The sequence below is a fragment of the Caballeronia sp. ATUFL_F1_KS39 genome (assembly GCF_023630985.1).
GTDB classification, from domain to species: Bacteria; Pseudomonadota; Gammaproteobacteria; order Burkholderiales; family Burkholderiaceae; genus Caballeronia; species Caballeronia zhejiangensis.
On the sequence record NZ_JALQDZ010000014.1, the window covers coordinates 34,389 to 55,418 of the forward strand.

The window sequence follows — 21,030 nt, forward strand, 5'->3', positions numbered from 1 at the left end:
GGAGGTCGCAAAATGAAAACCGCAACGCTCAACTGGAAATTGCTGCCGTGTCTGGCCGGGGTCGCGCTCGTCGCCGGCTGCATGATGGATCCGCCCGGCCCGTCGCCGATCTATAGCCGCTTGCCCGACACATCGCCTGCGCCGCAACAGACGCTCACGCCGCAGCAGGAGATGGACCGCTACAACGCCATCGACAAGCAGGCGCTCAACGAATCGCAGCAGGCAGCCGCGGCTGGCAACGCCGCGAAGACGATGTCGCAGTTCTACGCGCCCGCGCCGGTGTCGGTCTACGGCGGCTATTCGAGCGGCGGCTGGGGCGGCCCGTACTGGGGCACCGGCATCGGATTCGGCACTTCGTGGTAGGCGAGGCGGCCATCCACCTTTGTTTGCCAAATACAAAAATGGCGCGGTCGTGACCGCGCCATTTTTTCTCTCAACCAGCCGGCGTCTTACTGCGCCGCGCCCTGCTGCTTTTTCTTCGCTTCGGCCGCTTTTTCCTTCTGCGCCTTCTTGTCCAGCTCGCGCAACTCCTGCTTCGAGCGCGACACGGGATTCGGCACCACCCGCAGCGGCGCCGCTGAAACCTGACCGCGCGTCGAGCCGTTCATGCCCGGCACGTTCGCGGAATTGACGGGCGCGTTCGAATTCGGCGAGACGAACTGCACGAACACCTCGCTGTCCTTCACCATGCCCATCTCGTAGCGCGCGCGCTCTTCCACGGCGGCGGTGCCGTTTTGCAGGTCCTGCACTTCGCCCTGGACGCGCTCGTTGCGCAGTCTCAGATTCGTGTTCTTGTCCGTCTGCTGCGCGAGCTGCTGCTGCAATTCATGCACGCGCAGCCAGCCGCCATGTCCCCACCAGAGCGGGTATTGGATCAGCACCAGCAAAAGAACCAGAACGACAGTTACGAGCCGCATTCACGTAGCCGAAATAAGCGCCGCCCGGCGGCAAGCTGCCCCGGGCGACGGGCTTCAAAAGATGACGCTTCAAAGACCACTAAGCGTCCTTATCGACTAAAGCGGCAAAAGCTTTAGCGCAAGTTGTAAAACGCCGACTTGCCCGGGTAGCTGGCGATATCGCCGAGATCTTCCTCGATGCGCAGCAACTGGTTGTACTTCGAGATGCGATCGCTGCGCGACAGCGAGCCGGTCTTGATCTGGCCGGCGTTCAGGCCGACCGCGATGTCCGCGATGGTCGAATCTTCCGTCTCGCCCGAGCGGTGCGAGATGACCGCCGTGTAGCCCGCGCGCTTGGCCATTTCGATCGCCGCGAAGGTTTCCGTCAGCGTGCCGATCTGGTTGATCTTGATGAGGATCGAGTTCGCGATGCCCTTCTCGATGCCTTCCTTCAGAATGCGCGTGTTCGTGACGAAGAGATCGTCGCCGACGAGCTGGATCTTCTTGCCGAGCTTGTCGGTCAGCGTCTTCCAGCCTTCCCAGTCCGACTCGTGCATGCCGTCTTCGATCGACACGATCGGGAACTTGTCGGCGAGCGTGGCGAGGTAATCCGCGAATTCGGTCGACGACAGTTGCAGGCCTTCGCCAGCCAGTTGGTACTTGCCGTCGTGATAGAACTCGCTCGCCGCGCAGTCGAGCGCGAGCAGCACATCTTCACCGGCGCGATAACCGGCCTTCTCGATGGCTTGCAGAATCGTCGACAGGCACTCGTCGTTGCTGCCGAAGTTCGGCGCGAAGCCGCCTTCGTCGCCCACCGCGGTGCTCATGCCGCGCTCGGCCAGGATCTTCTTCAGCGCGTGGAACACTTCCGCGCCGCAACGCAGCGCTTCGCGGAACGTCGGCTGGCTCACCGGGACGATCATGAATTCCTGGATGTCCAGGCTGTTGTTCGCGTGCGCGCCGCCGTTGACGATGTTCATCATCGGCACCGGAAGCTGCATCGCGCCCGAGCCGCCGAAGTAGCGGTACAGCGGCAGGCCGGCTTCTTCGGCGGCAGCCTTCGCGACCGCCATCGACACCGCGAGCATCGCGTTCGCGCCGAGACGCGACTTGTTGTCGGTGCCGTCGAGTTCGAGCAGGGTCTTGTCGAGGAAAGCCTGTTCCGAGGCGTCGAGGCCCATGATGGCTTCGGAAATCTCGGTGTTGATGTGTTCGACGGCCTTAAGCACGCCCTTGCCGCCGTAGCGGCCCGCTTCGCCGTCGCGCAATTCGATGGCCTCGCGCGAGCCGGTGGATGCGCCCGAAGGCACCGCCGCGCGGCCCATCGTGCCCGACTCGAGCAACACGTCGCATTCGACGGTCGGATTGCCTCGCGAATCGAGAATCTCGCGGCCGATGATATCTACGATAGCACTCATGGTTTCCTCAAGAAATGACGATGAATTCTGTCAGTCACAACGAAGCGCGCCGCCTGTTTTTACACTTCGATACACGCTTCACTGGCTTCGCTCAGACCCATTCGATGACCGCCGGGTTCAGCTCCGGCGCAAAGAGCGGTCGTTTCGGGACCGGATCGAATCCGGTCCGCATCGCTTTCGTGGGGAGCGGGCGTCTCATCCGCCGGTTGCGGATGCCGCCCCGATGCGTTGCACGCTCCTCCGTTGCCCGGATGACGCCGGACGGCCTGATCTCGCAACACGGGCGCCCATGATGACGCCCGCGCCGTACTACTTTTTGCTGCCGACGCTCAGTTGAAGTCGTTCTCGAGGAACGAACCGCTTTTCACCGCGCGATCGATCGTGATGAGCGTCGAAAGCAGCGCTTCCATGTGATGCAGCGGCACCGCGTTCGGGCCGTCGGACTTCGCGCAGGCCGGGTCCGGATGCGTCTCCATGAAGAGGCCCGCCACGCCCGTCGCGACCGCCGCACGCGCCAGCACCGGCACGAATTCGCGCTGACCGCCCGAGCTCGTGCCCTGCCCGCCCGGCAACTGCACCGAATGGGTGGCATCGAAGACGACCGGCGCGTTGGTTTCGCGCATGATCGCGAGCGAGCGCATGTCGGACACGAGGTTGTTATAGCCGAACGACACGCCGCGCTCGCACGCCATGAAGCGGTCTTCCGACAGACCCGCTTCACGCGCGGCGTCGCGCGCCTTGTCGATCACGTTCTTCATGTCGTGCGGCGCGAGAAACTGGCCCTTCTTGATGTTGACCGGTTTGCCCGAGCGCGCGCACGCGTGGATGAAGTCGGTCTGACGGCAGAGGAACGCGGGCGTTTGCAGCACGTCCACGACCGATGCGACCGCTTCGATTTCTTCCTCGGTGTGCACGTCCGTGAGAACGGGCACGCCGAGCTGCTTCTTCACTTCGCCGAGAATGCGCAGGCCTTCGTCCATGCCCGGACCGCGATACGACTTGCCCGAACTGCGGTTCGCCTTGTCGAACGACGACTTGTAGATGAACGGAATGCCGAGCTTCTGCGTGATTTCCTTCAGCCGGCCGGCGACGTCGATGGTCATTTGCTCCGACTCGACGACGCACGTGCCCGCGATCAGGAAGAACGGCTTGTCGAGGCCCGCTTCGAAATGACACAGCTTCATGCTTGCGCTCCCGCGGTGGCTTTCGCCGGCGCCTTCACGCCATTGCCTTCGGCGTGCGCGCGCGCTGCATCGACGAATGCCTTGAAGAGCGGATGCCCGTCGCGCGGCGTCGACGTGAATTCGGGGTGGAACTGCACGCCGACGAACCACGGGTGCAGCGACTGCGGCAACTCCATCATCTCGGGCAGATCCTCGCTCGGCGTACGGGCGCTGATGATAAGCCCGCCGGCTTCGAGCTGGGGCACGAAACGGTTATTGACTTCATAACGGTGACGATGACGCTCGTTCACATCGCTGCCGTAGATGCGCTCGGCCATCGTTCCCGGCTTGATCGGGCACTTCTGCGAGCCGAGGCGCATGGTGCCGCCGAGATCCGACTCTTCGTTGCGCTTTTCGATGCGGCCCGCGCGGTCGTACCACTCCGTGATGAGCGCGACGACCGGGTTGCCCGTGTCCTGATCGAACTCGGTGGAATTCGCATCGGCGAGACCGGCGACATCGCGCGCGAACTCGATCACCGCGAGCTGCATGCCGAGGCAGATGCCGAGATACGGCGTCTTCGATTCGCGTGCGTAGCGGATCGCCTTGATCTTGCCTTCCGTGCCGCGACGGCCGAAACCGCCCGGCACCAGCACGGCGTCGAGGTGCTTCAGTGCGTCGGTGCCTTCGGCGTCGATCTGCTCGGAATCGATGTACTCGATGTTGACCTTCGTCGACGTATGGATGGCCGCGTGACGCAACGCTTCGATCAGCGACTTGTACGATTCGGTGAGCTCGACGTACTTGCCGACCATGCCGATGGTCACTTCGTGCTTCGGATTTTCGAGCTTCTCGACGAGGTTCGACCACATCGCCAGATCGGCCGGCGGCGGCGCGAGCTTCAGCTCTTCACAGATGATGTCGTCGAGGTGCTGGTCGTTGAGCATCTGCGGAATCTTGTAGATGCTGTCCGCGTCCCAAACGGAAATGACCGCGTCTTCGGGCACGTTCGAGAACATGGAAATCTTGGCGCGCTCGTCGTCGGGAATGCGGCGGTCGGCGCGGCACAGGAGCACGTTCGGATAGATACCGATTTCGCGCAGCTTCTGCACGCTGTGCTGCGTGGGCTTCGTCTTGAGTTCACCCGCCGTCGCGATGAACGGCACGAGCGTGAGGTGCACGAAGCACGCGCTGTTGCGGCCCATGCGCAGGCTCATCTGACGCGCGGCTTCGAGGAACGGCAGCGATTCGATGTCGCCCACCGTGCCGCCGATTTCCACGATCGCCACGTCCGGCTGGCCGCACGTCGCCGCAGCGGCGCCGCGCTCCACGAATGCCTGGATTTCGTTGGTGATATGCGGAATGACCTGCACCGTCTTGCCGAGATACTCGCCGCGGCGTTCCTTGCGGATCACCGATTCGTAGATCTGGCCCGTGGTGAAGTTATTGGCCTTGCGCATCTTCGTGCTGATGAAGCGCTCGTAATGGCCGAGGTCGAGGTCGGTCTCCGCTCCGTCTTCCGTCACGAACACTTCCCCGTGCTGGAACGGGCTCATCGTGCCGGGGTCGACGTTGATGTAGGGATCGAGCTTGAGGAGAGTGACTTTGAGACCGCGCGATTCGAGGATCGCGGCGAGAGAGGCGGCGGCAATACCCTTGCCAAGGGACGAAACTACGCCGCCGGTGACGAATACATATTTGGTCATCGCTAGATGCTCGCGGGAAAAACGGATTATACCGTAAAGGCCGGTTCCCACGAAGCGCGCCCGGCGCGGATATTGGCTACAAATCCGCGCATTTCGGCGTCATTTTTGCGGAACGTGACGCGGGCCGTTCGTCAAGTCCCGCGCGCGTGCTCGCGCCCTTTTCAGCGCGCCGTCTGCATGGCCGTGAGCAGCCGCTGCACGGCGCGCGCGGTGTCGATCGGGCGCTCCATCGGAAAGAGATGGCTGCCTTCCATCCATTCGATGTGCTCGCCCGCGATGCGCCGCGTCATCCCGAGCCCGACCTGGCGCACTTCGCGCGAATGCGTCCCCGCGATGAAACCGACGGGCACCGGCGCGCCGTGCGCGAGCCGCGCGCCGAGCGTGTGCGGCAGCGTGCGATAGATCAGATATTCCACATGGCGATCGAATGCGAGCGAGCGTGCGCCGTTCGCATGGGTCTGCGGAATGCCGAAATCGATATAGTCGGACAGCATGCGTTCGTCCCAGCGCGCGAACGCCGGTTTCGACAGGAAATGCCGCCACGCCTCGTCGCGGCTCGCCCACTGCGTGCGGCGCTTGCGCGTCGCGGCGGCGGGCGACAGGCGCTCGTCCAGCCCGGTCCATTGCGTGACGCGCAGGAGTCCGCTCTTCCAGCCCGCGATCACCGGCGAATCGAGCATCACCACGCCCTTCACCCATTCCGGACGCTTCAGCGCCGCCATCAGCGACAGATAGCCGCCGAGCGAATGCCCGACGAGCCACACCTTCGGATGATCGCCGTCGGCTTCGCGCCGATAGCGGCTCATGTCGTCGATGAGCTGATCGACGAGATACGGCCAGTCGCGTGTCACGGGAAAGCGCGCGTCATGACCGATGCGCTCGATGCTGCGAACTTCGTATTCGTCGGAAAGCTCCGCGAACATCGTGCGATACGTCGATGCGGGAAAACCGTTCGCGTGCGAGAAATGGATGATGTCTTTCAAGCGTGTCTCTTGTTTTTTTAGCGTTTAGCGCGCCATCCAGTAGCGCGCGTGGCTTTGCCGGTAGCGCTCGAACGTAATCTGCGAACCGATTTCGATACGCGCCGCGCCGTCTTCGTCGCTGCGCGAAAGCACGATGTCGCGCATCCGGTAGCGCGCGAAAACGGTCGGATGCGGATGATGAAAACGGTTGCGATAGCCTACCTGAAATATCGCGGCCAACGGCCCGACAGAATCGAGGAAAGGCTCGGTGGACGAAGTGCGGCTGCCGTGATGCGGCACGATGAGCACATCGGCGCGCAGGTCTGACGCGTCGCGCGCGATCAGCATGCGTTCGACGTCCGCTTCGATATCGGCGGCGAAGAGCGCCGAGCGTCCCGCCGCGTTCGTCACCTTGAGCACGCACGACTGCCGATTCGGCTTGCCCGAAAGCGGTCCCGGCTCGGGCCACAGCATTCGGAATTCGACGCCGTCCCACGTCCAGCGCTGCCCCGCCGCGCAACGCAGCGTCTGCGCGCCGCGTGCGCGCGCATCGGACCACGACGCGTCCTGCGCGGGCAGCGACGCGAGCAGTTGCCGCACGGCGATCGATTGCAGCACCGCCGGCGCGCCGCCCGCGTGATCCGAATCGGAATGACTGATGACGAGCGCATCGAGCGCGCGCACGCCCGCAGCCTGCAGATACGGCACCACGATCCGCTCGCCCGCATGCGTCGATTCGGGACCGGGACCGGCGTCGAAGAGCAACGTGTGCCGCGCCGTTTCGACGACGAGCGCCGAGCCCTGGCCGATATCGAGCGCGGTGACGCGAAACGCGCCGACCGGCGCGGGATGCATCGCGGGCGCGAGCAGCGGCAGCCACGTCAGCGGCGCGGCGAAGCGCAACGGCCAGCCGCGCGGCGCGAGCGCCCATGCGACGCCGACGCACGATGCCGCGAGCGCGAACGCATCCGGCCGGGGCAAAAGCCAGAGCGACGCGGGCGCGGCATTCGCGAGACGCGCGAGCATGTCGCAGAGCACGGACAACGCGGCATGGGCGACGTGAAGCATCGGCGCATCGAGCGGTGCGGGAAGCATGAGACCGGCGAGCGTCGCGGGCGTCACGAGCGCGCTGATCCACGGGATGGCGAACGCATTCGCGAGCGGACCGAGCAGCGGAATCTGCGAGAACCAGTAGACGGTGAGCGGCGCGAGCGCGATCGTCACCGCGTACTGCACACGCGCGCTCGACGCGATATACCGCCGCGCGCGCGCGGCGAACCGCGCGACGATCGCGAGCGGCCTGCGCTTCGCGACATGTTGCGGACGATGACCGACTTCGCTCGGATCGACGCGATCCCATTGATCGACGTCGTCCCGTTCTTCCGTTTGCGCCCGCGACGCGCGACGTCCCGCCGACGCGATCGCATGCAGAATCGCCGCCACCGCGCAGAACGACAGCCAGAATCCCGGCGCTGTCACCGCCCACGGATCCGCGATCAGCACGAACGCGAGCGCCCACAGCAGCACGAGCGACGACGACGGCCGTCGTCCGAAGAAAAACGCGAGCGCAACGACCAGCAGCATCCACAGCGTGCGTTGCGCGGGCACGTTGAAACCGGCGAGCGCGGCATAGCACGCAGCGAACACGGTCGCGCCGATGGCCGCCGCTTTCGGCGTGGCCGCGATCAACGGCGCGCTCAGGCCGCGCAAGCGCACGCGCTTCCACACGAATCCGACGATCAACGCCGCCAGCCCCGCGACGAAGCCGATATGCAAGCCCGATATCGCAACGAGATGACTCGTGCCGGTCGCGCGCATGACGGTCCAGTCGGCATCGCTGACGGCGTCCTGCGCGCCCACCGCGAGCGCGACGATGATCCCGCGATGCGGCGCATCGCCGAGCACGGTCTCGATGCGTTCGCGTGCGCGCGCACGCAGCCGGTCGATCGTCAGCCGCGGACCCGACGCATCGGCGTGCAAACGGCGCGGCTCGCGTGCTGCCGATACATAACCCGTCGCGCGAATGCCGCGTTCGAGCAGCGTTGCTTCGGCATCGCGCAGACCGAAGTTGGCGTTGGCATGCGGACGCTTCAAACGCGCCATCAAGCTCCATCGCTCGCCGGCGTGCAGGTCCGGAACATGATCGCCCGACATCCAAAGCAAGCGCACGACGCGCGGAAAGTCATGCAATTTCGCGCCGTTGGCCTCGACTTCGAAGAGAAAGCGCGTACCGTCGGCGCGTCGCTCGGGCATGCCGCGCACGAAACCCGTCAGTTCGATGTCGCGCTGCTCGTAGCGTGCTGGCAATTGTTCGCGCAGCCGCACATCCGCGCGTATCGCCGCACACGCGAAACCCAGCGCGCAAGCAGCCAGCGCGAAGCTCGCGATGCGCGCACGCGGCTCGATCGCGCCCGACGCAATCGCGATGACGAACGCCGTGCAGCACGCGCACCACGCGATGACATCCGGCAAGCGAGCCTGCTGCTGCAACCACCAGACACCCAATGCAAATCCCAGCAGAATCGCCCGCACGTCTTCCCTCTTCGTTCCTCGTCACGGCGAACGCATGCAGCCGATGCGTCCATCGAAACGATTATGAAGAGGCGAGCGCGAGCCGTGGGAGCGCAGCGTGAGCGTTAGCCGTTGTGCCTAGGGAAAGCACGTTTTCGTCGATGCCGCGCAGTTGCGCGAGCACTTGCGCGATGCGCGCGACCTGGTCCGGCGTGTTGCGTTGCTTGTAGCGCCAGGACGGCGCGATGTCGGGCGCATCGGTTTCGAGCACGATCGCGTCGAGCGGCAGCTCCGTCGCGAGCCGGCGGATCTGCAGCGCGCGCTCGAACGTGAGATTGCCGCCGAAGCCGAGATGCATGCCTTGCGCGATGAACGCCTCGGCCTGCTGGAAACTGCCGTTGAACGCATGCGCGATGCCGCGATGAATGTCGTGCGCGCGCAAGCCCTTCAGCACCTTGTCCTGCGACTTGCGCACATGACAGATGACCGGCAGATCGAACTCGCGCGCGAGCTTCAGTTGCTCGTTGTAGAAGAACTGCTGGCGGGCGTCGTCGAGCGTCGGCACGAAGTAATCCAGCCCGATTTCGCCGATGCCCACAAAGCGCGGATCGTCCATGCTCGCTTCGATTTCCTCGCGCAGCGCGCGCAGGTCGTCTTCGTGCGCGCCCGGCGTGAAGAGCGGATGAATGCCGAGCGCGTACGCGCCGCCTTCGATGCGATGCGCCAGCGCCCGCACCGTGTCGAAGTTGAAGCGCCCGACGCCCGGAATCACGATGCGCGTCACGAGCGCATCGAGCGCGGCATCGGCGACGGCATCGCGGTCGGCATCGAATTCGCCGGCATCCAGATGACAGTGCGTATCGATCCACATGGCGGCCTCCGCGCGTCGCGAAAGATTCAGACCGGCACGACCGGCTCTTCGTGCAGCACGCCGTCGCGCAGGCGCAGGATGCGGTCGCAGCGCGCGGCGAGATCGGGATCGTGCGTGACGATCACGAAGCTCGTCTCGAGCGTGCGCGACAGCTCCAGCATCAGGTTGAAGACGGTATCGGCGGTGCCGCCGTCGAGATTGCCGGTGGGTTCGTCGGCGAGCACGCATGCGGGATGCGTGACGAGCGCCCGCGCGATCGCCACGCGCTGACGCTCGCCGCCCGACAATTCGCCCGGCCGATGCTTCGCCCGATGCCCGATGCCCACGCGCTCCAGCATGACGAGCGCTTCCTTGCGCGCGTCTTCCTCGGGCATGCGGCGGATGCGCAGCGGCATCGCGACGTTGTCGAGCGCCGTGAATTCCGGCAGCAGATGATGGAACTGATACACGAAACCGAGCGCGCGATTGCGCAGCTCGTTGCGTTCCTTTTCCTTCAGTTCGGTGAACGGCTTGCCGAGCAGCGAGACCTTGCCCGCGCTCGGTTCGTCGAGCCCGCCGAGCACATGCAGCAGCGTGCTTTTACCCGAGCCCGATGCGCCGACGATCGCGAGCTTTTCGCCCTTCATCACGTCGAGTTGCGCGTTGTTGAGCACCTGCACGTTGAAGCCGCCCTGCACGAACGTCTTCGAAATCGCCGATGCCCGCAGCACGATGTTGTTGGCCGGAATCAGATCACTCATAGCGCAGCGCCTCCGCCGGACGAACCTTCGCGCCGCGCCAGCTCGGATAGAGCGTGGCGAGCGACGACAACAAAAATGCGATGACGCCGATCTTGACGACATCGCCCGGCACGAGCTCAGACGGCAGTTCGCTGATGAAATACACCGAAGACGGCAGGAACTGCACGTTGAAAAGATGCTCGATCATCGGCACGAGCCATGGAATGCTCCACGCGATCAGACAGCCGAGCGTCACGCCGAGGGCCGTGCCGATGAAGCCGATCGTCACGCCCTGCACGACGAATATCTTCATGATCGAGCCCGGCTGCGCGCCGAGCGTGCGCAGAATGGCGATATCGGCCTGCTTATCGGTGACGGTCATCACGAGCGACGACACGAGATTGAACGCCGCTACCGCGATGATCAGCGTGAGGATGATGAACATCATGCGTTTCTCGATCTGCACGGCGGAGAACCACGTCTTGTTCTGCTGCGTCCAGTCGCGAATGTACAGATCGCCCGACAGCGTGCCCGCGAGCTGGCGCGCGACTTCGGGCGCGCGCTGCATGTCCTTCAGGCGCAGGCGCACGCCGGTCGGCGCGGGCAGGCGAAAGAGCGCTTCGGCATCGCGGATTTCGATGAGCGCGAGCGTCGAATCGTATTCGTAGTGCCCCGACTCGAAAACGCCGACGACGGTGAACTGCTTGAGGCGCGGCATCATGCCGGCCGGCGTGATGGTGCCTTCGGGCGCGACGAGCGTGATCTTGTCGCCCCGCGTCACGCCGAGGTTGGCCGCGAGATCCTTGCCGAGCACGATGCCGAACTCGCCCGGCTTCAGGTCCGTGAGCTTGCCTGCGCGCATTTCCTTGCCGATGTCGGACACTTCCGGCTCGAGCGTGGGCTCCACGCCGCGCAGCGCGACGCCGCTCACGGCGCCCTGACGCGTGAGCAGCGCCTGCGCTTCGACATAAGGCGCGGCGCCGATCACTTCCGGATTGCGCTTCGCTTCCTGCGCGGTCAGTTGCCAGTCGGGCATGGAGCCCGTCGGCGAGAAGATTTCGACGTGCGCGAGCACCGACAGCATGCGGTCGCGCACTTCCTTCTGGAAGCCGTTCATGACCGACAGCACGACGATCAGCGCGGCGACGCCGAGCGCGATGCCCGCCATCGAAACGAGCGCGATGAAGGAGATGAAGCCGTTGCCCGTGGTGCGTTTGCTGGCGCGCGTGTAGCGCCAGCCGATCTGCCATTCGTACGGAAGTTTCAAGCGATTCCTTTCTGCTGCTGTTCCAGCGTTGTTGAGTCCGGTGAAGCAAATTTGCGAAAGTTTGCCATATGTCGCGAAAGCCACGCACTGGCAGCCTTCGTCCGCGAGGCGGGAACGGCGCGCCGAGCCTGATCGGAGAAGGCGCTTTGCCCTACAATGCCGAGCATCATGCCCGTTCATCATCTCCATCTCCTGTTGCCGTTCGCCCTGCCTTCGGCCGCGGACGCCGCCACCGCCCTGCACGGACTGGAGAGCGCGGCGCTCGACAAGCTGCTCGCCCGCGCCACGCTCGAAGAACGCGTCATCGGCGAGGATTTTCAGCGCACGCTGCCGCACGAACGCTGGATCGCGCGCCGCTTCGGCGCGGTGACGCCCGCCGATCAGCGCTATGCCGACGACGCCCCGCTCGCGCCCTTCATGCTGCTCGCCGACGGCGGCACGCCCGGCGATGCGCTCTGGGCCTGCATCGAGCCGGTTCATGTCCGTATCGCGCACGATCATCTCGTATTGATCGATCCCGACACGCTCGGCGTGCACACGGAAGAAGCGCGCGCCCTGCTCCAGACCGCGCGGCCGGTGATCGAAGCGCTCGGCGTGACGCTGCAAGCGCCGACGCCATTACGCTGGTACGTGTCGGGTGAAGCGCTGGGCGCGCTCGCGGGCGCATCGCCGTTGCGCGCGACCGGGCGCAACATCGAAATCTGGCTGCCGCACGAGGCCCGCACCGGCGATCGCTCGCGCGCGTGGATGAAGCTGCAGAACGAAGTGCAGATGGCATGGTTCGAACATCCGCTGAATCTGGAACGCGAATCGCGCGGCCTGCCTGCGATCAATTCGATCTGGCTCCACGGACAAGGCGCGATGCGGCCCGTGCAAAGCCCGTTCGCGCGCGTGATGTCCGATGCGGCCGCGACGCGCGGTCTCGCGCTCGCTTCCGGCGTGAAGCCGTCGATGCCGCCGGCGTCGTTTGCATCGCTCTCGAAAGACGACGCGCAGGACGCGACGCTCGTCGAGCTCGATGCGTTCTCCGCGCCGTTCATCGAACAGGATTGGGCGCGCTGGAACGATGCGCTCAAGGCGCTGGAAAACGCGTGGTTCGCGCCCGCGCTGCAGGCGCTTCTCGACGGCTCGCTCGGCCGCCTGAGTCTCACGCTTTGCGGCGATACCGGCTCGGTCACGCTCTCGGTCACGCGCGCCGATCTGCGCAAGTTCTGGCGGCGCCGGCCGATCGCGGCGCTCTTCATCGAATAAGGCACTTTGCAATGACGCGAATCGTTACGCGCGCTTCTTCTCCCGCCGATGCCGAAGCGCTGATGCGCCACGGCCTGCATCCCGTCATCGCGCGTCTTTACGCATCGCGCGGCGTGACTTCTCCCGATGAAGTCGAAACCGAATTCAAGCGCCTGCACGCGCCCGCCGGCCTGAAAGGCTGCGACGCCGCCGCCGTCGTGCTCGCCGATGCGCTCGTCTCGGGACAGCGCATGCTCGTCGTCGCGGACTACGATTGCGACGGCGCGACCGCATGCGCCGTCGCCGTGCGCGGGCTGCGGATGTTCGGCGCGAAAATCGACTATCTGGTTCCGAACCGCTTCGAATACGGCTACGGGCTGACGCCGGAAATCGTCGAGCTGGCGTCGCGTTCGAAGAGCGGCCTGCCCGATCTGCTCATCACGGTCGATAACGGCATCGCGAGCGTCGATGGCGTCGCGGCGGCGAACGCGCTCGGCATCGACGTGCTCGTCACCGATCATCACCTGCCCGGCGACGAGCTGCCCGCCGCGCGCGCGATCGTCAATCCGAATCAGCCGGGCTGCGCGTTTCCGAGCAAGTGCATCGCGGGCGTCGGCGTCATGTTCTACGTGCTGCTCGCGTTGCGCGCGGAGTTGCGGCGGCGCGGCGCTTATGCCGATGGCACACCCGAGCCGCGTCTCGATGGCCTGCTCGATCTCGTCGCGCTCGGCACCGTCGCCGATGTCGTGAAGCTCGACTGCAACAACCGCATTCTCGTCGCGCAAGGCCTGAAGCGGATTCGCTCGGGCCGCATGCAGCCGGGCATCGCCGCGCTCTTTCGCGCCGCCGGCCGCGATGCGCGCGCGGCGTCGGGTTTCGATCTCGGCTTTGCACTCGGGCCGCGCCTCAACGCGGCGGGACGGCTGTCGGACATGTCGCTCGGCATCGAATGCCTGACGACCGACGATGTCGGCCGCGCCTGGGAGCTCGCGCAGCAACTCGATTCGATGAACCGCGAGCGTCGCGAAATCGAAGCCGGCATGCAGCAGCAGGCGCTCGCCGAATTGCAGACGATCGATCCGGGCGAGCGCGCCACGCTCACGCTCTACGACGCGAGCTGGCATCAGGGCGTGATCGGCATTGTCGCGGGGCGGCTGAAGGAGCGGTTTCATCGGCCATCGTTCACATTCGCGCACGCCGACGACAGCGGCACGCTCAGCAAGGGCTCCGGCCGCTCCATTCCGGGCTTTCATCTGCGCGACGCCGTCGATCTGATCGCCAAACGCGAGCCCGGCCTCATCCACAAGTTCGGCGGACACGCAATGGCCGCGGGCCTGACGCTTTGCACCGCCGACATCCCGCGCTTCACCGCCGCGTTCGAAGCGATCGGGCGCGAATGGCTGACGGCCGAAGCGCTGTCGCGCACCGTCGAAACCGATGGCGAACTCGAAGACGCATACTTCACGCCGCAATTCGTCGAAATGCTCGACGCCGCCGTCTGGGGACAGGGCTTTCCCGCGCCGACCTTCTCCGGCGAGTTCGAAGTCGCGTCGCAGGCGCTCGTGAAGGACAAGCATCTGAAGCTGTCACTGTTGCGCGGGCGGCAGCGTTTCAACGCGATCTGGTTCAACCACGTCGATCCGCTGCCGCCCCGCGCGACCGTCGCGTACCGGCTCGTCAGCGATTCGTGGAACGGCGTCGCGCGGGTGCAGCTGATCGTGGAGCACGCGGGCTGAGCGGCCCGCCGCGCACCCGGAAGGCCGGGGAAACCCTGTCGATCGGCTATAATTTCATCTTTTTACGAAGCCGAAGATCGACAATGGAAGCGGAACGTCTCAACGCGATCGAAAGCCTTCTGGCCGACCTGCGCCGCCGCGCGGGCGAGCTACGGGGGTATCTTTGACTACGACGCCAAGTCCGCGCGTCTAGCCGAAGTCAATAAGGAACTCGAAGACCCGAACGTCTGGAACGACTCGAAGAACGCCCAGGCGCTCGGTCGCGAAAAGAAGCTGCTCGACGGCGTGGTCTCCGCACTCACCGCCCTCGACAACGACCTGCGCGACGCGGACGAACTGTTCGGCATGGCGCGCGAGGAAAACGACGAGGACACGCTCGTCGCATCCGAATCCGATGCGGATGCGCTGCGCCTGCGCGTCGAAGACATGGAATTCCGCCGGATGTTCTCGAACCCGGCCGACCCGAACAACTGCTTCATCGACATCCAGGCGGGCGCGGGCGGCACCGAAGCGTGCGACTGGGCGTCCATGCTGCTGCGCCAGTACCTGCGCTACTGCGAACGCAAGGGCTTCAAGACCGAAGTGCTCGAAGAGTCCGAAGGCGACGTCGCGGGCATCAAGAGCGCGACGATCAAGGTCGAGGGCGAATACGCATACGGCTATCTGCGCACCGAAACCGGCATTCACCGCCTCGTGCGCAAGTCGCCGTTCGACTCGTCGGGTGGGCGTCACACGTCGTTTTCGTCGGTGTTCGTGTATCCGGAAATCGACGATTCGATCGAGATCGAGATCAATCCCGCCGATATCCGCACGGACACGTATCGCGCATCCGGCGCGGGCGGCCAGCACATCAACAAGACCGACTCCGCCGTGCGACTCACGCACGCGCCGACGGGCATCGTCGTGCAGTGCCAGAACGACCGCTCGCAGCACCGCAATCGCGCGGAAGCCATGCAAATGCTCAAGGCGCGTCTCTACGAATTCGAGATGCGCAAGCGTCAGGCCGAGCAAGACAAGCTCGAATCGAGCAAGACCGACGTGGGCTGGGGCCATCAGATCCGCTCCTACGTGCTCGACCAGAGCCGCGTGAAGGACTTGCGCACCAACGTGGAAATGAGCAACACGCGCGCCGTGCTCGACGGCGACCTCGACGACTTCATCAGCGCGAGTCTGAAACAGGGCGTTTAATTCGCCGACGCGGGTATCGACTTCGATATCCGCGTTTTCAATTCAGCCCGCCTCGCATCAAAAAGCCACAATCATCATGACCGAACCGATTCAACCGGGCGCCGCTCCCGAACTGGAAGAGAACCAGATCATCGCCGAGCGACGCGACAAGCTGCGCGCGATGCGCGAGCAAGGCATCGCCTATCCGAACGACTTCCGCCCGACGCATCAGGCCGCCGCGCTGCAGAGCGACTACGCCGAAACGGATAAAGACGCGCTCGAAGCGAATCCCCTGCCCGTCGCGATCGCCGGCCGGATGATGTTGAAGCGCGTGATGGGCAAGGCGAGCTTCGCGACGGTTCAGGATGGCAGCGGCCAGATCCAGTTCTTCGTGACGCCCGCGGACGTCGGCGCCGAAACCTACGACGCATTCAAGAAGTGGGATCTGGGCGATATCGTCGCCGCCAAGGGCGTGCTGTTCCGCACGAACAAGGGCGAGCTGTCGGTGCGCTGCACGGAGTTGCGTCTGCTCTCGAAGGCGCTGCGTCCGCTGCCGGACAAGTTCCACGGCCTCGCCGATCAGGAAACGCGCTATCGCCAGCGCTATGTCGATCTGATCGTCACGCCGGAATCGCGCAAGACCTTCATGGCGCGCACGAAAGCCGTCACGTCGATCCGCAATTTCATGGCGCAGGCGAGCTTCATGGAAGTCGAAACGCCGATGCTCCACCCCATTCCCGGCGGCGCGGCGGCCAAGCCGTTCACCACGTATCACAACGCGCTCGACATGCAAATGTTCCTGCGCATCGCGCCCGAGCTGTATCTGAAGCGGCTGATCGTCGGCGGTTTCGAGCGCGTGTTCGAGATCAACCGTAACTTCCGGAACGAAGGCGTGTCGCCGCGTCACAATCCGGAGTTCACGATGATGGAGTTCTACGCCGCGTACACCGATTACCGCTGGCTGATGGACTTCACCGAGCAACTGATCCGCCAGGCCGCGATCGATGCGCTCGGCACCGCCACCATCACGTATCAGGGGCGCGAGCTTGATTTGAGCAAGCCGTTCCATCGTCTGACGATCAATCAGGCGATTCAGAAGTACGCGCCGCAATACACCGACGCGCAGTTGTCCGATGCCGCCTTCCTGCGCACGGAACTGAAGAAGTTCGGTGTGGATACGACGCAGCCCGCGTTCCTCAACGCCGGTCTCGGCTCGCTGCAGCTCGCGCTGTTCGAAGAGACGGCGGAATCGCAATTGTGGGAGCCGACGTACATTGTCGATTATCCGATCGAAGTGTCGCCGCTCGCGCGTGCGTCGGATTCGGTGCCGGGCATCACCGAGCGTTTCGAGCTCTTTATCACGGGCCGCGAAATCGCCAACGGCTTCTCGGAGCTGAACGATCCGGAAGATCAGGCCGCGCGCTTCCAGAAGCAGGTCGACCAGAAGGACGCCGGCGACGAAGAAGCGATGTACTTCGACGCCGATTACATCCGCGCGCTCGAATACGGCATGCCGCCGACGGGCGGTTGCGGCATCGGCATCGACCGTCTGGTGATGCTGCTGACCGACAGCCCGAGTATTCGCGACGTGATTCTGTTCCCGCATCTGCGTCGCGAGGACTGAGCTTTCGCCTCGGTTTTCAGCGAAAAAAGCGCGCCTTTCGAGGCGCGTTTTTTTTCGATGGAACGATCGTTGTTGTAACCGCTGGTAAAAATTTCAAGCCGTATTCGGCCCGGAAGGGCGCACAGCCGCGAGCGATCGAGATTGGCATCGCTCCTGCTTTCCTCGAAAGAGACAATCTCCGCGAATTTGTTACACGCCGAAAAAGCGGAAAGTCGGCGCTTCCCCGAGAATGGGCGTAATCGCCGACATCGGTAGCGGCAGTTCGCCTCGAAACGGAGGTTCGATAATGGATAACGGAACCAGCAAACTCAGCACGTCACCCTCTTCCGGCAGCGCTCACCCGCCGCAGCGGCGTCTGCATCCGCTCATCGCCACGGCGGCGGGCGCAGTCATCGTCGCGAGCCTCGTGGCTACCGCCGCGATGACGGGACTGTTCCCGAGAGCATCGAGCAATTCCTCGCAGAACCCGCAGACACAGACGGCGGCGGTCGCGCAGCAGCCAGTAGTCGATTCCGCCGCGCCGAGCCCGGCGCAGCAGCAAGCCGCCGCTCAACAGCAGGCGGCGCAGCAACAAGCCGCCCAGCAACAGCAAGCGGCACAGCAGCAGGCGCAACCGGCCCCGGCGCAGCCACGACCCGCGCAGCCATCGTATGCGCAGCAACCGCCGCAGCATCCGGCGTATTGCTCGACGTGCGGCACCGTCGAGTCGATTTCGGCCGTCAAGCATGAAGGCCGCGGCACCGGCATCGGCGCGGTCGGCGGCGCGGTGGCGGGCGGCGTCGTTGGCAATCAGTTCGGCCGTGGCGGCGGGCGCACGGCGATGACGCTGCTCGGCGCGCTCGGCGGCGGTCTGGCCGGCAATTCGGTCGAAAAGCATATCCGCAGCGAAACCGATTACTCGGTGCACGTGCGGATGGAAAACGGCAAGACTCGGACCTTCACGTACAAGAATCCGCCGCCGTTCCAGCAAGGCGAGCGCGTGCATATTCAGAACGGCACGCTGGTCGCGGGTTGATCGGCGCGCAAAAAGCAAAAAGGCGGCGAACCTCATCGGTTGCCGCCTTTTTTGTTTGAAAGCGTCGAGTCCTAGTGTTCCCGCTGCGAACTGCGCGCGGGATTCGGCCGTCCGCGTATCGCGAGATAGCCCCACCAGATATAGCCCGAGAAGCCGTACAGCACGAACAGGCAGAACAGCATGACCGGCGGATCCGACGACACCAGTACGAACGCCACCACGATCAGCAACACGCCCGCGAACGGCACGCGATAGCGCACGTCGAGCGCCTTGCCGCTGTAGAACGGCGCGTTCGATACCATCGTCACGCCGGCGTAGATGGTCAGCGCAAACGCGACCCACGGCAGCCACACGAGCTTGAGCGGCACGCGATTGTCGGTCGCGAGCCAGACGAAACCGGCGATCAGCGCAGCCGCGGCCGGTGACGGCAAGCCCTGGAAGTACCGCTTGTCGACCACGCCGACGTTCGTATTGAAGCGCGCGAGCCGCAGCGCCGCGCCCGAGCAGTAGACGAACGCGGCGAGCCAGCCCCAGCGCCCGAGATCCTTCAACACCCATTCGTACATGACGAGCGCCGGCGCGACGCCGAACGACACCATGTCCGAAAGGCTGTCGAACTGCTCGCCGAACGCGCTCTGCGTGTGCGTCATGCGCGCGACGCGTCCGTCCATGCCATCGAGCACCATCGCGACGAAAATGGCGATGGCCGCGATCTCGAAACGCACGTTCATCGCCTGAACGACGGCGAAGAAGCCGCAAAAAAGCGCGGCCGTGGTGAACGCGTTGGGCAGCAGGTAAATGCCGCGTTTTCTGAGGAACTGCTGCCGCTTCGCGCGCCGCGTCTCCACGGCGCCGACGTCCTGCGCGGCCTTGTTGCGGCGGAACGCGCGCGGAGGCGTCGCGTTCGCGCGATTACGGCGCGGTTTGAATGCCGCCATCGAATCCTCCGCGTTATTCCGCGAATTCGGCGAGGATCGTCGACGAAGCCGAAACCTTCTCGCCGATCGACACGCGCGGCCGGCTGCCAACCGGCAGATACACGTCGACACGCGAGCCGAAGCGAATGAAGCCGTAGCGCTGGCCGCGCGTGAGCGGCTCGCCCACATGCACGTAGCAGAGAATGCGTCGCGCGATGAGGCCCGCGATCTGCACCGACGTCACGGTATGCCCGCCCGCCGTCTGCAGCACGACCGCGTTGCGCTCGTTCTCGGTCGACGCTTTATCGACGGCCGCGTTCAAATACGCGCCCGGAAAGTACTGCACCTTCGTGATGGCGCCGTCCACCGGCGAGCGCTGCGAGTGTACGTTGAACACGTTCATGAACACGCTGATCTTGAGCGCTTCGCGGCCCACGTACGGATCGTGCGCGGTTTCGACCGCGACGATGCGGCCATCCGCCGGACACAGCACCGCGTTGGGCTGGGTCGGAATCGGGCGGGCCGGATCGCGGAAGAACTGGACGACGAAAATCACGATCAGCCAGAAGATCCAGGCGAAGCCAAAGCCGCCGATCGCCTGAACGAGGATGGCGACGACAGCCGCGATGGCGATGAACGGCCAGCCTTCGCGGGCAATGATCGGATGAGGATAGTTCATGAACGAGTTCTGTGTTTTATAAAAACCGTAGGATAGCAAAAGCCGCCCGGCGCACAGGGCATCCGGGCGGCTTTCGATGCAGCAAAAAGCGTGACTAGCGAAAGATTTAGTTCTTCGACTGGTCGACGAGCTTGTTCTTCGCGATCCACGGCATCATCGCGCGCAGCTTCTCGCCGACTTGCTCGATCTGATGCTCCGAAGTCAGACGGCGGCGCGATTGCAGCGTCGGCGCACCCGCGCGGTTCTCGATGATGAAGCTCTTCGCGTATTCGCCCGTCTGGATGTCCTTCAGCACGGCCTTCATCGCCTTCTTCGTCTCTTCCGTGACGATGCGCGGACCCGTCACGTATTCGCCATATTCGGCGTTGTTCGAGATCGAGTAGTTCATGTTGGCGATGCCGCCTTCGTAGATCAGGTCGACGATCAGTTTCAGTTCGTGCAGGCACTCGAAGTACGCCATTTCCGGCGCGTAGCCGGCTTCCACCAGCGTTTCGAAGCCGGCCTTGATCAGGTCGACGGTACCGCCGCACAGCACGGCCTGCTCGCCGAACAGGTCGGTTTCGGTTTCTTCACGGAAGTTCGTTTCGATGATGCCCGCGCGGCCGCCGCCGTTCGCCACCGCATACGACAGCGCCACGTCGCGCGCGGAGCCGGACTTGTCCTGCGCCACGGCGACCAGGTGCGGCACGCCGCCGCCTTGTGTGTACGTGTTGCGCACGGTGTGGCCCGGGGCCTTCGGCGCGATCATGATGACGTCCAGATCGGCGCGCGGGATCACCTGACCGTAGTGCACGTTGAAGCCGTGCGCGAACGCGAGCGCCGCGCCCTGCTTGGCGTTGTCATGCACTTCGTTCTTGTAGACTTCAGCGATCTGCTCGTCCGGCAGCAGCATCATGACCACGTCCGCGCCCTTCACGGCTTCGGCCACTTCCTTCACCTTGAGGCCCGCGTTCTCGGCCTTGCTCCACGATGCGCCGCCCTTACGCAGGCCGACCGTCACGTTCACGCCGCTTTCCTTCAGGTTGAGCGCGTGTGCATGGCCTTGCGAGCCATAACCGATGATGGTGACTTGCTTGCCCTTGATGAGGGAGAGGTCGGCGTCCTTGTCGTAGAAAACTTTCATGGTGGTTCCTTGATCGTGCGTTGAAT

18 protein-coding genes are annotated in these 21,030 nt (G+C 64.5%); 6 read left to right on the forward strand and 12 right to left on the reverse strand.

Going from position 1 to position 21,030, the window contains the following annotated elements; all coding sequences use genetic code 11:
- The first annotated feature begins 12 nt into the window (after positions 1 to 12).
- Positions 13 to 363, forward strand: a complete 351-nt coding sequence (locus NCR93_RS08960; RefSeq protein ID WP_008341874.1) for a hypothetical protein — start codon at positions 13 to 15, stop codon at positions 361 to 363.
- Between the two features lie 86 nt (positions 364 to 449).
- Here the strand turns inward: NCR93_RS08960 and ftsB are convergent, their stop codons facing one another.
- From ftsB to NCR93_RS09005, 9 genes are all read right to left on the reverse strand, one after another.
- The gene (gene ftsB / locus NCR93_RS08965; RefSeq protein ID WP_008341875.1) at positions 450 to 917 is read right to left on the reverse strand and encodes a cell division protein FtsB; all 468 of its coding nucleotides are present in this window, start codon (positions 915 to 917) and stop codon (positions 450 to 452) included.
- A gap of 113 nt (positions 918 to 1,030) precedes the next feature.
- Entirely contained in the window at positions 1,031 to 2,314 is a 1,284-nt protein-coding gene (eno, locus tag NCR93_RS08970) for a phosphopyruvate hydratase (RefSeq protein ID WP_008341877.1), read from the reverse strand.
- A gap of 329 nt (positions 2,315 to 2,643) precedes the next feature.
- Complete coding sequence (kdsA, locus tag NCR93_RS08975; protein WP_008341878.1) at positions 2,644 to 3,498, reverse strand: 3-deoxy-8-phosphooctulonate synthase; 855 nt, start codon at positions 3,496 to 3,498, stop codon at positions 2,644 to 2,646.
- Entirely contained in the window at positions 3,495 to 5,183 is a 1,689-nt protein-coding gene (gene pyrG, locus NCR93_RS08980) for a CTP synthase (RefSeq protein WP_008341880.1), read from the reverse strand. The genes kdsA and pyrG overlap by 4 nt, the downstream gene beginning before the upstream one ends.
- 161 nt (positions 5,184 to 5,344) lie before the next feature.
- Positions 5,345 to 6,166, reverse strand: coding sequence for an alpha/beta fold hydrolase (locus tag NCR93_RS08985; RefSeq protein WP_008341881.1), 822 nt, complete (start codon positions 6,164 to 6,166; stop codon positions 5,345 to 5,347).
- Positions 6,167 to 6,190: 24 nt separating this feature from the next.
- The gene (locus NCR93_RS08990; protein ID WP_175982709.1) at positions 6,191 to 8,677 is read right to left on the reverse strand and encodes a DNA internalization-related competence protein ComEC/Rec2; all 2,487 of its coding nucleotides are present in this window, start codon (positions 8,675 to 8,677) and stop codon (positions 6,191 to 6,193) included.
- A 61-nt stretch (positions 8,678 to 8,738) separates the two neighbouring features.
- Positions 8,739 to 9,527 (reverse strand): TatD family hydrolase, encoded by a 789-nt coding sequence (locus tag NCR93_RS08995; protein WP_175982710.1) that lies wholly within the window; start codon positions 9,525 to 9,527, stop codon positions 8,739 to 8,741.
- Between the two features lie 26 nt (positions 9,528 to 9,553).
- Positions 9,554 to 10,267 carry a lipoprotein-releasing ABC transporter ATP-binding protein LolD gene (gene lolD, locus NCR93_RS09000; protein ID WP_008341887.1) on the reverse strand — a complete coding sequence of 238 codons (714 nt, stop codon included), beginning with the start codon at positions 10,265 to 10,267 and terminating at the stop codon, positions 9,554 to 9,556.
- The gene (locus NCR93_RS09005) at positions 10,260 to 11,513 is read right to left on the reverse strand and encodes a lipoprotein-releasing ABC transporter permease subunit (protein WP_033535777.1); all 1,254 of its coding nucleotides are present in this window, start codon (positions 11,511 to 11,513) and stop codon (positions 10,260 to 10,262) included. Before NCR93_RS09005 ends, lolD begins: the two co-directional genes overlap by 8 nt.
- 156 nt (positions 11,514 to 11,669) lie before the next feature.
- Between NCR93_RS09005 and NCR93_RS09010 the strand changes: the two genes are divergently transcribed.
- From NCR93_RS09010 to NCR93_RS09030, 5 genes are all read left to right on the forward strand, one after another.
- Positions 11,670 to 12,764, forward strand: a complete 1,095-nt coding sequence (locus NCR93_RS09010; protein WP_008341889.1) for a hypothetical protein — start codon at positions 11,670 to 11,672, stop codon at positions 12,762 to 12,764.
- An 11-nt stretch (positions 12,765 to 12,775) separates the two neighbouring features.
- Positions 12,776 to 14,479, forward strand: a complete 1,704-nt coding sequence (gene recJ, locus NCR93_RS09015) for a single-stranded-DNA-specific exonuclease RecJ (RefSeq protein ID WP_175982711.1) — start codon at positions 12,776 to 12,778, stop codon at positions 14,477 to 14,479.
- An 83-nt stretch (positions 14,480 to 14,562) separates the two neighbouring features.
- A protein-coding gene (prfB, locus tag NCR93_RS09020) for a peptide chain release factor 2 (protein ID WP_144403574.1) occupies positions 14,563 to 15,667 on the forward strand; the annotation gives its coding sequence in 2 pieces (ribosomal slippage) (positions 14,563 to 14,643 and positions 14,645 to 15,667; 1,104 coding nt in all).
- A gap of 76 nt (positions 15,668 to 15,743) precedes the next feature.
- The gene (gene lysS / locus NCR93_RS09025) at positions 15,744 to 17,270 is read left to right on the forward strand and encodes a lysine--tRNA ligase (RefSeq protein ID WP_175982712.1); all 1,527 of its coding nucleotides are present in this window, start codon (positions 15,744 to 15,746) and stop codon (positions 17,268 to 17,270) included.
- A gap of 286 nt (positions 17,271 to 17,556) precedes the next feature.
- Positions 17,557 to 18,285: a glycine zipper 2TM domain-containing protein gene (locus NCR93_RS09030; protein WP_175982713.1), complete on the forward strand. Its 729-nt coding sequence runs from the start codon at positions 17,557 to 17,559 to the stop codon at positions 18,283 to 18,285.
- Between the two features lie 71 nt (positions 18,286 to 18,356).
- On the opposite strand, the gene pssA is transcribed toward NCR93_RS09030, so the two are convergent.
- From pssA to ilvC, 3 genes are all read right to left on the reverse strand, one after another.
- Complete coding sequence (pssA, locus tag NCR93_RS09035) at positions 18,357 to 19,223, reverse strand: CDP-diacylglycerol--serine O-phosphatidyltransferase (protein WP_008341899.1); 867 nt, start codon at positions 19,221 to 19,223, stop codon at positions 18,357 to 18,359.
- A 13-nt stretch (positions 19,224 to 19,236) separates the two neighbouring features.
- Positions 19,237 to 19,881, reverse strand: a complete 645-nt coding sequence (locus tag NCR93_RS09040) for a phosphatidylserine decarboxylase (protein WP_034473054.1) — start codon at positions 19,879 to 19,881, stop codon at positions 19,237 to 19,239.
- 106 nt (positions 19,882 to 19,987) lie between these two features.
- Positions 19,988 to 21,004: a ketol-acid reductoisomerase gene (gene ilvC / locus NCR93_RS09045; RefSeq protein ID WP_008341903.1), complete on the reverse strand. Its 1,017-nt coding sequence runs from the start codon at positions 21,002 to 21,004 to the stop codon at positions 19,988 to 19,990.
- Positions 21,005 to 21,030 lie beyond the last annotated feature (26 nt).

Excerpts from the sequence above, each read along its gene's own strand:
- NCR93_RS08960 (WP_008341874.1), top strand. The coding sequence starts at position 13 with ATGAAAACCGCAACGCTCAACTGGAAATTGCTGCCGTGTCTGGCCGGG.
- ftsB (WP_008341875.1), bottom strand. The coding sequence starts at position 917 with ATGCGGCTCGTAACTGTCGTTCTGGTTCTTTTGCTGGTGCTGATCCAA.
- eno (WP_008341877.1), bottom strand. The coding sequence starts at position 2,314 with ATGAGTGCTATCGTAGATATCATCGGCCGCGAGATTCTCGATTCGCGA.
- kdsA (WP_008341878.1), bottom strand. The coding sequence starts at position 3,498 with ATGAAGCTGTGTCATTTCGAAGCGGGCCTCGACAAGCCGTTCTTCCTG.
- pyrG (WP_008341880.1), bottom strand. The coding sequence starts at position 5,183 with ATGACCAAATATGTATTCGTCACCGGCGGCGTAGTTTCGTCCCTTGGC.
- NCR93_RS08995 (WP_175982710.1), bottom strand. The coding sequence starts at position 9,527 with ATGTGGATCGATACGCACTGTCATCTGGATGCCGGCGAATTCGATGCC.
- lolD (WP_008341887.1), bottom strand. The coding sequence starts at position 10,267 with ATGAGTGATCTGATTCCGGCCAACAACATCGTGCTGCGGGCATCGGCG.
- NCR93_RS09010 (WP_008341889.1), top strand. The coding sequence starts at position 11,670 with ATGCCGAGCATCATGCCCGTTCATCATCTCCATCTCCTGTTGCCGTTC.
- recJ (WP_175982711.1), top strand. The coding sequence starts at position 12,776 with ATGACGCGAATCGTTACGCGCGCTTCTTCTCCCGCCGATGCCGAAGCG.
- lysS (WP_175982712.1), top strand. The coding sequence starts at position 15,744 with ATGACCGAACCGATTCAACCGGGCGCCGCTCCCGAACTGGAAGAGAAC.
- NCR93_RS09030 (WP_175982713.1), top strand. The coding sequence starts at position 17,557 with ATGGATAACGGAACCAGCAAACTCAGCACGTCACCCTCTTCCGGCAGC.
- pssA (WP_008341899.1), bottom strand. The coding sequence starts at position 19,223 with ATGGCGGCATTCAAACCGCGCCGTAATCGCGCGAACGCGACGCCTCCG.
- NCR93_RS09040 (WP_034473054.1), bottom strand. The coding sequence starts at position 19,881 with ATGAACTATCCTCATCCGATCATTGCCCGCGAAGGCTGGCCGTTCATC.
- ilvC (WP_008341903.1), bottom strand. The coding sequence starts at position 21,004 with ATGAAAGTTTTCTACGACAAGGACGCCGACCTCTCCCTCATCAAGGGC.